Here is an 11,214-nt window from a genome sequence, read left to right on the forward strand (position 1 = left end):
TTCGTCAGTCCGGTGACGTCGTACGTCGTGGTGGCTCCCGTTCCGATTGAGGTCCACAGGCCAGTGGGAGCGCCAGGGCGCCCACGACCAACCACCCTAGAGAAGGCGAAAGCAGTAAAACGAGTAATGCCCAGTGTCGGTTCCGCCACGGGCTCATGTGCTGGGCGAAGGGGATTGTGCCGGGGCCGTGCCCCGGGTGATGAATCCGGAATGCGCCTGCGTTCGTGGTGGTGGGTCCTGGTCCTGCTCACGGTGTCCTGCGTGGGGCGGCGCTCCTCGTCCGAGGTCCCTGGGGTGCGAGACGCTCGGTCCGAACTCTTCCGGGCCCGCGGTGACGCGGCCATCGAGACGAAGCAATGGGCCCTGGCGGCTGGCTACTTCGCGTCCGCGAGACACACGGAAGACTCACCCACGGCGCGCTGGGGACAGGTGTGGGCGGAGAAGCGTGCCTCGTCGCTCGAGTGGGCAAAGCAGTTCGAGGGTTCCGTGCTGGCGCTGGCCTTCTCACCAGACGGCAGGCTGCTGGCATCGGGAGGATATGACGCGGTCGTGCGCGTCTGGGACGTGGAGGCCGGAACGCAGGTGGCGGAGCTGAAGGGCCACGAAGCCGAGCTCCATGCCGTCGCGTTCTCTCCCGATGGCCGGTGGCTGGCCGCCGCGGGCAGGCCCGGCGCGCTCTGGCTCTGGGACTGGAAGCAGGGGCGCAGGGTGGCCTTGCTGTCCGGGCACGCGGATGTCGTGCGGGGCGTGGCCTTCTCCCCGGATGGTGAGTGGCTGGCGAGTGGTGGACTGGACCGGACGATTCGTGTCTGGCGTATCCGTGATGGCGCGGAGGTGCTGCGGTTCACGCATGACGACATCGTCATCGCGGTGGCCTTCTCCCCCGACGGAGGACGGCTCGTGTCGTCGAGCATGGACCGGACCGCGCGGGTGTGGGACCTGATGGCGCGTCGCGAGCTGCACCGGCTGACGGGACACGGGGACAATGTGGAGTCCTGTGCGTTCTCCGCGGATGGCGAGCGGGTGATGACCGCGTCCGCGGACCGAGCCATCCGTCTCTGGGATGCCCGGACCGGTGCCCTGCTGGACGTGCAGCGCAACACAGGGGCGCTTTCGGCCGTGGCCATCGATGCTGGTTTCCAGCAACTCGTGCAGGCGGGGTGGGAGGGGCGCGTGCAGCGCGTGGATGTGCGCGGCGGTGGCGAGGTCCTGGAGCGGCTGGATGCACACCGGACCTTCGTGATGGCCGTGGCCCTGTCACCGGACGGACGCACGTTCGCGTCCGGTGGCATGGACGGCGTCCTCAAGGTCTGGTCACGGTCCGAGGTACCTCCGGACGTCCTGCTGCGGGAGTTGCCCGCCTGGCCTGAGGTGCTGGCCTCCGTGGGGCCAGACGCCTTTGTGTCGGGTGGGGAGGACGGTCTGCGGAGTTGGTCGGTCTCGTCCAGCGGCGAACTCCACTCCCGCCTGGAGGCACCGGACGCCGTGGGGGCCGTGGCCGTGAGCGCGGACCGGCGGTTGCTCGCGGTGGGAACGTTGAAGGGGGAGGTGCGCGTGCGAGACGTCCGGTCCGGAAATCAGCTGATGGTGATTCCGGCCGCGCGCGAATCCATCCGGGCGTTGGCCTTCAGCCCAGACGGCGCATTGCTCGCCGCGGGGGTGGCGCAGGACGTCGTGCTGTGGGCTGTCCCCTCCGCGACCCAGGTGGCCCGGCTGACAGGGCACACCGGGAAGGTGTGGGCATTGGCATTCGATGCCACGGGGCAAAGGCTGGCTTCGGGCGCAGCGGACCACACGGTGCGGATCTGGGACGTGGCGCGAGGCGCGGTGATTCGCGTCCTGGAGGCGGGTGACCGGGTCCGCGCCGTCACGTTCCTGGCGTCCGGGGAGTTGCTGACCGCGGGAATGCGCCAGCCCATCCGGCTCTGGAGCCCAGATGACGGCCGCGTGCTGACGTCGATGGATGCGCGCACGGTAGGCGTCTTGTCGCTCGCGGTGGCGCCTCAGGGGGCGTTCGTGGCGTCCGGCGGAATGGGAGGAGAGATGAAGGTCTGGCGGCTTCCCGACGGGGCGCTCATGGGGGAGGTGCCCGGGCTGCAGGGGTTCGTCTCCGCCGTGGCCTTCTCTTCCGATGGCGCGTGGCTGGCGGCAGCGGCTTCCGACCGGACGTTCCACCTGCTGAGCTTCGATGCCTTCGCACACCCGCCGCCCGTGGAGCCGGACCTGACGCGGATTCTGCGGCGCCATGGGCTGGCCTGGGATGACTTGCGGGGCGTGTTCACCCTCCACTGACACTGATTGAAGTAATCGCCCGTGGGCTTGAAAGGCATCGCCGACAACAGCGGCGGGGCGTCTGGATTTGACGCCCAGGCCGCTGAAGCGTCACGGAGTGGCTACCACTTCTCGATGGAGGTGACAGACAGCGGGTAGTAGGGCCCCACGAAGTTGCCGTCGGACGTGCAGGGACGCTCCGTGATGTCCAGCAGGCTGGCGGCGTAGTAGCCCCAGGTGGAGCCGTTGCCCTTCTCGTAGAACTCGTGGCCGTTGGGGAGCACGACCTTCCAGACGAAGTCGAAGTGCTCGTACCACTTGGGCGAGGTGCGATTGGAGATGATGCTCGTCACCGTGGTGCTCCACGTGTACGGCGCGGACGCGGAGACTTCGATGGTTTGCGTGTTCTCCCAGTCGAACGGCACGAAGCTGTTGAGGCCGCCCCAGCCGTGGATGAGATAGACAGAGGTGCCCCACGGCAGGGAGTAATTCCGGTAGTTCAGCTCGAGTTGGGCCTCGTAGGCGCTAGCGTAGACACAGGCGTGGAGCACCGCGCGGCCCTGGACCCACGTCTCAGAGGCGAGCGCGGTCGAGGACATGAAGAACACAAGGAGGGTGAGCACTTTTCGCGAGAAAAAGGTCATGGTGGATAATCTGGGTTGATAGTGAATTCGACGACTCCTGTCTTTACCATGATGACAGGCCTAGGTACACGGTATGGCCATAGCGCATGTTTCGCCGTGCTTCCGATTGTCAGGTGCCACATCTGAGACATCCTCCCCGTGAAGGTGGTTCATTCCAGAGGGCGTTCGCACATGTCTCGATTCGCACCATCCTCCCTGGTGCGTTGTGGCTCGCTGACCGCACTCCTGAAAGCCCGAGGACGCTCCCGCGCAGGCGGTTCCCGGGGTGGTGGTGGACGACACGGAGGCGAACACCGTCAGCGCCTCCGTGCCACGGCTCGGCCGCTACATCGTCGCCCCCCGCTGAACGTCGCGGGAAGGCGCGGGCCTCAGTCGCACACGTCCGCGTCGGGCAGGAGGCGGCTCATGCGGACGTGGTGAGGTCACCCGGGACGAACGGCTCGTACTGCGTTCGAGGCGCGGATGGCGTCACGTCGCTCGAGCAGTGCCTGGTGCCGCGCTGACGGTCCACACGCGGTGGCCAGGAGGCAGAAGGGGATGCGTCGGGCCAGACGGCGATACATGAGCCCGCGAGCGCGAGCTGGGCGCGCCAGAGAGCCCCGCAACGCTCCTTATCCGCAGGGCGTCTCGGACCTAGCCCGTGACGGTGACACGGGCGCCTTGAACCGCCCGTGTGGGTTGGCGGGCGCGCCGCTCATGCCTCGCGAGCAGGCGGGCGGCGCCCGGTACGCACATCGTTTGAGCTCAAAAGTATAGACGTGATCCATCTGACCTGTTAACGACTGACCGCACTGTTCCCTGGGTGGACTGTCTCGCGCGCCAGCGTCCTCGCTGTGTGTGGCCGGGAGAGGACCGCCCCTTGTGCCAAGTCTGGCGCTCAGGACGAGTGTGGCCCGTTCTGGTCCGCTCGCGCCTGTCGTCCATTGCCAGGAGTTGCGGTTGTCCACCCGTCTTACCCGTTTCTCGCATGCGCTTTTCCTGTCTGGATTGACCTGCCTGCTCGCGCCCGACGCACGCGCCGAGGAGGAGGTGGTGGAAGACCCGGACATGCTCAAGGTCGGCGGTGCGCTGCGCCTCAATGCCTTCTTCAAGACGTGGCCTGGAGAAGAAGACAACCGCAACCGCGGTGGCGACGTGGCTTTCGATACATTCCGGCTCAACGTCGACGCCAGACTTTCCAAGATGTTGCTGTCCGCCGAGTACCGCCTCTATTCGGGCTACTCCATGCTCCACCACGGCTGGGTGGGCTATGAGTTCACGAAGGCGACCCAGCTCCAGTTCGGCGTGCACCGCGTGCCCTTCGGCGTGCTGCCCTATGCCTCACATAACTGGTTCTTCTCCCTGCCCTACTACATGGGCATGGAGGACGACTACGACCTGGGACTGAAGCTGGTCCACACGCAGGGTCCGTGGGACCTGCAGGTCGCCTTCTACAAGAACGACGAGGGCAGCTTCACCGGCCGGAGTACGGACAGCGCGCGCTACTCGTATGACGTGGTGCAGGTGAACAGCGCCAACCCGGGCGAGGCGTACCTGGGCGTGGACAGCGCGAACCACGAGAGCAACAAGCTCAATGCACGCGCGGCGTACACCTTCCAGCACGGGGACCTGGGCCGCACGGAAGTGGGCGTCTCCGCGCAGACCGGGCAGATCTACAACAGCGTCACCAAGCGCAATGGCCTGAACTGGGCCGGCGCGGTGCACCTGGACGGCTACTACGGCCCGTTCAACCTGCGCATGGAGGTCCTCAGCTACGGCTACGACCTGAAGAACCCCGAGGGTCACGACGACTCCATCGTGACGATGGGTGCCTATGACGCGCCCTACAAGATGGCCACCCGGGGCACCGTCTACGCGGCGGGCCTTTCGTACGACGTGCCCGTGTCGTGGGGCCCCATTACGAAGCTGACCTTCTACGACGACTTCAGCCTCTTCGACAAAGCCAACGCCGCGTTCGAGACGTCGATGCAGAACGTGCTCGGCATGCTCGTCACCGCGGGGCCCGTCTACACCTACGTGGACGTGGCCAGCGGGAAGAACCAGCCCTGGCTGGGGCCTGCTTATGGCCACGCGCTCGCGGAGGGCGACCCGAACGCCCCGTGGGACACGCGCTTCAACATCAACGTCGGCTACTACTTCTGAGATGCCCCATGGAGAAGATTGAAGTCCGTGGTTTGCGGAAGATCTACGGCGGCAACCCGGAGCGGGCCATTGCCCTGCTGGAGAAGGGGCAGAGCAAGCAGCAGATCCTGGAGGAGACGGGTTGCACCGTCGCCATCCAGGAGGCTTCGTTCGATGTGAAGGCCGGCGAAATCTTCGTCATCATGGGCCTGTCCGGCAGCGGCAAGTCCACGGTGCTCCGCTGCCTCAACCGCCTCATCGAGCCCTCCGCCGGCAGCGTGCACGTGGACGGTGTGGACGTCACCCGGGCGGACAGGGCGGCCCTGCTGGACGTCCGGCGCCGGAAGATGGCCATGGTGTTCCAGAACTTTGGCTTGCTGCCCCACCGCAGCGTCATCCGGAACGTGGAGTACGGGTTGGAGATGCAGGGCCTGGAGCGGCGGGAGTCGCGGCCCAAGGCGATGCAGGCGCTCGAACTGGTGGGCCTGAAGGGTTACGAGGAGAAGCTGCCTCGCGAGCTCAGCGGCGGCATGCAGCAGCGCGTGGGCCTGGCGCGGGCCATTGCCACCGACGCGGAAATCCTGCTCATGGACGAGGCCTTCAGCGCGTTGGATCCGCTCATCCGCCGGCAGATGCAGGACGAACTGCTCGAGCTCCAGTCCCGGATGAACAAGACCATCGTGTTCATCACCCATGACCTGGATGAGGCGCTGAAGCTGGGGGGACGCATCGTCATCATGAAGGACGGTCGCATCGCGCAGCTCGGCACGCCGGAGGAAATCCTCAGGAGCCCCGCGGACGACTACGTGCGCGCCTTCGTGGAGCACGTGGACCGCACCAAGGTCCTCACCGCGCGGGCCATCATGCGGCGGCCGGAGTCGGTGGTGCACCCGAAGGACGGGCCCGCCCTGGCCGTCAAGCGCATGCGCGAGTCGGGCACCTCCACGCTCTTCGTGACCAACCAGGCCCGCAAGCTGGTGGGCGTGGTGCGCATCGAGGACGCGCTGCGGCTCCTGGCGGAGAACAAGCACAGCCTGGAAGGGGCGCTCGTCACCGACTTGCCCACCACGTCACCGGACACGCCGCTGGCGAAGCTGGTGGCGGTGGCGGCCACGACTCAGATTCCCATCGCCGTCGTCGCCGAGGACCAGTCGTTCCTGGGCATCGTGAGCCGCGCCACGCTGCTGGCCAGCATCGCGGGGGAGCAGCGCTGACATGAGCACACTGAAAATCGGCGAAGGCTTCGAGGAGCTGATTGACTGGCTGGGCACGCGTGGCGCGCCGGTGTTCGACGCCATCCGTTCGGTGCTCACGGCCTGCATCAACGGCCTGGAGAGCGCGCTGCTCCTGCCGCCCAGCTACGCCATCATCGCGGTGTTGATGGTGCTCGCCTGGCGTCTGTCCGGCCTGGGCACGGCCGTCTTCACGGCGCTGGGCATGCTGCTCATCCAGGACATGGGCCTGTGGAAGGCCACCATGGAGACGCTGGCGCTGGTCCTCAGCTCGGCGATGGTGGCGCTGGTGCTGGGCATCCCCCTGGGCATCTGGGCCGCGTACAGCCGCGTCGTGGAGCGGGTGCTGCGGCCCGCCCTGGACCTGATGCAGACGATGCCCGCCTTCGTCTACCTCATCCCCGCGGTGCTCTTCTTCCGGCTGGGGAAGGTGCCCGGCGTGGTGGCCACCGTCATCTTCGCCATGCCACCCGCGGTGCGCCTCACCAACCTGGGCATCCGGCAGGTGCCCGCCGAAGTCGTGGAGGCCGCCATCGCGTTTGGCGCGACGCCGCGCCAGACGCTGCTCAACGTCCAGCTCCCCATCGCCGTCCCCACGCTGCTGGCCGGAGTGAACCAGACCATCATGCTGTCGCTGTCCATGGTGGTCATCTCCGCCATGATTGGCGCGGGCGGACTGGGCGAGCAGGTCCTGAAGGGCATCACCCAGCTCCGCATCGGGCTGGGCTTCGAGAGCGGCATCGCGGTGGTCATCCTGGCCATCGTGTTGGACCGCCTGACTCACGCGCTGGGCAAGCCCCGGACGCGCTCATCATGAAGGAGACCCGTCCCGTGAAGACTTCCTCTCTCAATCGCCTGCCCCTGCTGCTCACGGCCGTGGCGGGGCTGCTCGTCGCCCCCGGATGCAAGCAGGAGAACAAGGCGCCCGCCGCGGGTGACACCGAGTCGCCCGCCCCCGCGAAGAAGCCCGTGGTCCGGCTGGTGTACGTGAACTGGGCCGAAGGCGTGGCCATGACGCATCTGGTTCAGGCCATCCTGGAGGACCGCATGGGCTACGAGGTGAAGACCACCATGGCGGACGTCGCCCCGGTGTTCGCCTCGCTCGCCAATGGCGACGCGGATGCGTTCCTGGATGGCTGGCTGCCCGTCACCCACCAGAGCTACATGGAGCGCTTCCAGGGCAAGGTGGTGGACCTGGGCACCAACTACGAGGACGCCCGGATTGGCCTGGTCGTCCCCGCGGACCTGGACATCACCAGCATCGAGCAGCTCAACGGCAAGGCGAAGGACCTGAGCCAGTCCATCGTAGGCATCGATTCCGGCGCGGGCATCATGACGACGACGGAGAAGGCCATCGCGGAGTACAAGCTGGACCTGAAGCTGGTGCCCTCCAGCGGCCCGGCGATGACCGCGGAGCTCAAGGACGCCATCGCCAAGAAGCGCCCCGTGGTGGTCACCGGTTGGAAGCCGCACTGGAAGTTCGCGCGCTGGGACCTGAAGTTCCTGGATGACCCGAAGGGCGTCTATGGCGCCAAGGAGTCCATCCACACGCTCACCCGCGTGGGCCTGGAGAAGGACCTGCCCGACGTCGCGACGCTGCTGCGCAACTTCAAGCTGGATGACCAGCAGCTCGGCAGTCTGATGGGCGCCATCGAGGAGGCCGCGGCCTCGCCGGAGAAGGCCACCCGTGAGTGGGTGAAGAAGAACCAGGCGCTCGTGGACGGTTGGATTCCCAAGTCCTGAGCGCGATGCGAGGCGCTCCGGGGGCTTTCAGTTCCCGGGCGCCGCGCCCGGGTGTCCGCGCTTGCGCGCCGCGGATTCCATCGCCATGAGCGCGTGGATGCCTGTCCGAAGCTGTTGGTAGATGTCCCGCTCGGTGACGCCCAGCCGGACGGCATTGGAGATGTCATGGATGCCGTCCCGGGCTTCGGAGTGTTCGCCGTGCAGTCCCCGCACCGCGAGCCCCAGGCGGGCGCACCGCGCACGGAAGTCCGGCCGCCGTGACAGGTGGGGCAGGCGGATGAGGACGGATGCGCGCATGGCGGTGCCCAGGTTGGTGGGGCACGCCGTGAGGAAGCCCAGCCGTGAGTCCTGGGCGAAGTCGAGCTGCTCGTGGAGTTGCTCGAGCGCCGTCTGGAGCCTCAGGAACGCCTGCGCCAGCCCCGAGCCGGGCTGCATGCTGATGATGCGCAGGGCGTCTTCCTCCCCGACCCAGACGATGAAGCGCATGTCCGCGGAGTGGAAGATGCCGCGGTTGCGCGGCCAGTCGCGGTTGACGCCCGCGCTGTCCAGGAAGCGGTCCGATTGCTGGAACAGGACGTGGTGGTGCACCAGCTCCCGCCGCTCCGCCTCGGAGAGGCTGGCCAGGGGATGGTATTCGCCCGCGAGGTGGCCCCCCAGGCCGGAGAGGACCTGGACGACCTCGGCTTCCAGCGCGGCCCTGTCCCTGGCGCCAATGGCCGGAGGAAAGGCATACCGGGCCAGGTTCCGTCCGACGCGGACCCGCGTGGAGAGGATGAACTCGCCCGTGGGGTCCAGGTCGTCCTGGGGCAGCCCGTCGAGTGAGAAGTCACTCGTGTGTCCACTCAGGTCATGGCCCGAATGGTCCCGGATGATGGGATGCAGCAGCGGGGAGAAGAGCGCGTAGGACTCGCTGTCACCCGCGTAGACACCCATCTGGGAGTCCCCGTGGTCCAGGCCACTCTGGATGGCCTTCCGGAGCGTCCAGCCGTTGCGTGTCGTGAGCCGTTCGAGCCGGGACTTCAGCTCGGAGGTGAGGTGCTTGTGTAGCAGCATCGCTCCGCGGCCTGAGCACGACACATGCCACGGTGGTTGCTGCTCAAATGTATGTGATTTTCGATGTTTGGCGAGCGGGCCGCCGTGTATCACGCGGCGCTGACGCGTCAGCTGGAGGGATGACACGTCAGCGCCAGCGCGCCGGACACCAGGGCGGTGCCGGCCCCTGGGGCGGCTTGGATGGACTCAGCCGCTCACCGGAATGGCTTCTCCGGTGAGCGGTGTTCGCCGCGGGCTACCGGGCCGTGGGCGGTTGCAGCCGGGGCGGCAGGTGCGGGCCGAACTCGATGGTGTCGGCCTCCGGGAGTGGCACCGGGGCGTGCTTCAGTGACGGGACGCCTGCCCAGCGCCGCACGATGTCCTGGGCCTGGGCCCGAAGGGTGGTGGGGAGCTGGTTGATGGTGCTTCCGTGGTTGCCGCCCGGAACGGTGAACACGAAGGAGTCCTGCGCGTTGCCGAGCGGGAACGCCGCCGCCGTCCACGGGTCCAGGTCGCCATAGATGAACATCACGCGCTGGCCATGCGTCACGAGCCAGTCCTCGATGTCCTGCATGGCCTGGGGCCGGAACACGACGGGCACGCCGGGCGTCGAGTACACCGGCGCGATGTTCGTTCCGGGGTGCTGGATGAGGCTGCCCAGGTGCGCCTCGTAGGGCTTGGGCCAGCCCAACTCCAGACTCGCCTGGTAGTAGTAGGGGTAGTACGGGGCGATGCCGGAGTTGCTGTTGTCGGAGAACGTGGCAAGGCCCACCGCCCAGTCAATGATGTCCAGCATGTATTCACTCGACGCCGTGTCATCCGGGAACGCGTCGCAATACTGGGGGATGGAGTACTGCCAGAAGGCGAAATACGTCTCGATGACGGCGTGCTCCAGGGCCCGCTCGAAGCCGAGCTGGCTGTAGGTGAGGCCCTGGTTCACGGCATAGTTCCGGAGCAGCGCCACCATCTCCTGGCGGCGGTTCAGCACGGCGCGCTGGAAGGTATGGATTTGCTCGCGGCACCACGCCAGCTCCGGGCCTCCCACGGTGGCTTGGAAGTCGGGGAAGCGCTCATCTTCGCCGAGCACGAGCGGCGCCACATAGGCCACCGTCGCGTCCACGTCCTCCGGGTGGAACCGGCGGTAGAACACCATGGTCTCTCCGCCCTTGCTGACGCCCGTGGACACCCAGGACGCGGAATAGATTTGCTTGATCGCCTGAGCGACCCGGTGGAAGTCGTCCGCCGATTGCTTGATGGTGAGCTGGCTCCAGTCCGCGGGCTCCGGACGGCTGGGCAGGAAGAAGCGGTGCTCGATGGAGAGCTGGTTGGCGGCAAGCAACGTCGTCAGCTCTCGGCGGCCCGCGGTCAGGGACACGTAGTAGCCGCTCGTGTAGAAGACCACGGGCGCCGTGACCGAACGGTGCAGCAGGACCAATCGCTGCTTGAAGCGCTGGCACTCGGGACGTGCGTGGTCGGCGGGCTGGTCGTACTCCATGACAAAGAAGCGATGACCTGCGGGGACCGTGACGCCGTTGGGGTTCTCCGCGACGGTGAGGCCGGGAATGGCCCGCAGCCGGTCCAGGATGTCCGCGGTCGGGTCCTGGACGACGGTCGGGTCGCCCGGGGTCGAGACACCGCCATCCGGCGGCCCGAACGGGCACTCTGGTGGTTCCGTGCCCCCGTCTTCGCTGCCCCCGTCCGTCGGGCCCGAGCCTCCGTCCTCCTCACCCGTGCCCGCGTCGTCCGTCCCCGCGTCATCGGTGCCCGCGTCGTTGGTCCCCGCGTCGTCCGTGCCCGCGTCGTCCGGCTCCGTGCCCGCGTCTCCGCTGCCCCCGTCTGTCGGGCCCGAGCCTCCGTCCTCCGCTCCTGTCCCCGCGTCTTCCGGCTCCGTCCCCGCGTCGTCCGTACCCGCGTCTTCCGGCACAGTGCCCGCGTCGTCGGTGCCCGCGTCTTCCGGCTCAGTGCCCGCGTCGTCGGTGCCCGCGTCGTCCGTCCCCGCGTCGTCCGGGGAGGGCCCCGCGTCGTCCCTGCCTGCATCGGGCGTCTGGATGCCTGCGTCCTGGCTGGGCTCGGGCGTGTCGCCGCCGCAGGCCGTCTGGGTCAGGGCCAGCAGCAGCGGAAGTAGAAGCAGGATGGAGTGGGACAACCTTCTTGAACGGAGCATGAACCCC

Annotated in this window: 8 protein-coding genes; 5 read left to right on the plus strand and 3 right to left on the minus strand. The window is 67.5% G+C overall.

What is annotated here, in order from left to right:
* Positions 1–210: 210 nt before the first annotated feature.
* A complete protein-coding gene (locus tag BHS09_RS10880) occupies positions 211–2,292 on the plus strand; it encodes a WD40 repeat domain-containing protein (RefSeq protein WP_237080303.1) in 2,082 nt (693 codons plus the stop codon).
* Between the two features lie 101 nt (positions 2,293–2,393).
* Here the strand turns inward: BHS09_RS10880 and BHS09_RS10885 are convergent, their stop codons facing one another.
* Positions 2,394–2,870 (minus strand): hypothetical protein, encoded by a 477-nt coding sequence (locus BHS09_RS10885; protein WP_140789461.1) that lies wholly within the window; start codon positions 2,868–2,870, stop codon positions 2,394–2,396.
* Positions 2,871–3,962: 1,092 nt separating this feature from the next.
* Here BHS09_RS10885 and BHS09_RS10890 point away from each other — a divergent pair.
* Genes BHS09_RS10890 through BHS09_RS10905 form a run of 4 tightly spaced genes read left to right on the plus strand, consistent with a single transcriptional unit; the run spans position 3,963 to position 8,011 of the window.
* Positions 3,963–5,057, plus strand: a complete 1,095-nt coding sequence (locus BHS09_RS10890) for a hypothetical protein (RefSeq protein ID WP_174260149.1) — start codon at positions 3,963–3,965, stop codon at positions 5,055–5,057.
* 8 nt (positions 5,058–5,065) lie between these two features.
* Positions 5,066–6,250 carry a quaternary amine ABC transporter ATP-binding protein gene (locus tag BHS09_RS10895; RefSeq protein WP_140797825.1) on the plus strand — a complete coding sequence of 395 codons (1,185 nt, stop codon included), beginning with the start codon at positions 5,066–5,068 and terminating at the stop codon, positions 6,248–6,250.
* A 1-nt stretch (position 6,251) separates the two neighbouring features.
* Positions 6,252–7,085 carry an ABC transporter permease gene (locus tag BHS09_RS10900; RefSeq protein WP_140789467.1) on the plus strand — a complete coding sequence of 278 codons (834 nt, stop codon included), beginning with the start codon at positions 6,252–6,254 and terminating at the stop codon, positions 7,083–7,085.
* Positions 7,086–7,099: 14 nt separating this feature from the next.
* A complete protein-coding gene (locus BHS09_RS10905; protein ID WP_237078218.1) occupies positions 7,100–8,011 on the plus strand; it encodes a glycine betaine ABC transporter substrate-binding protein in 912 nt (303 codons plus the stop codon).
* A 27-nt stretch (positions 8,012–8,038) separates the two neighbouring features.
* Here BHS09_RS10905 and BHS09_RS10910 read toward each other — a convergent pair whose 3' ends face one another.
* Together BHS09_RS10910 and BHS09_RS10915 are read right to left on the minus strand one after the other, a co-directional pair.
* A complete protein-coding gene (locus BHS09_RS10910) occupies positions 8,039–9,064 on the minus strand; it encodes a phosphagen kinase (RefSeq protein ID WP_140797826.1) in 1,026 nt (341 codons plus the stop codon).
* A 235-nt stretch (positions 9,065–9,299) separates the two neighbouring features.
* Positions 9,300–11,189, minus strand: coding sequence for a S28 family serine protease (locus tag BHS09_RS10915; RefSeq protein ID WP_237080304.1), 1,890 nt, complete (start codon positions 11,187–11,189; stop codon positions 9,300–9,302).
* Between the last annotated feature and the right edge of the window lie 25 nt (positions 11,190–11,214).

This window comes from Myxococcus xanthus (assembly GCF_006402735.1).
Lineage (GTDB): Bacteria > Myxococcota > Myxococcia > Myxococcales > Myxococcaceae > Myxococcus > Myxococcus xanthus_A.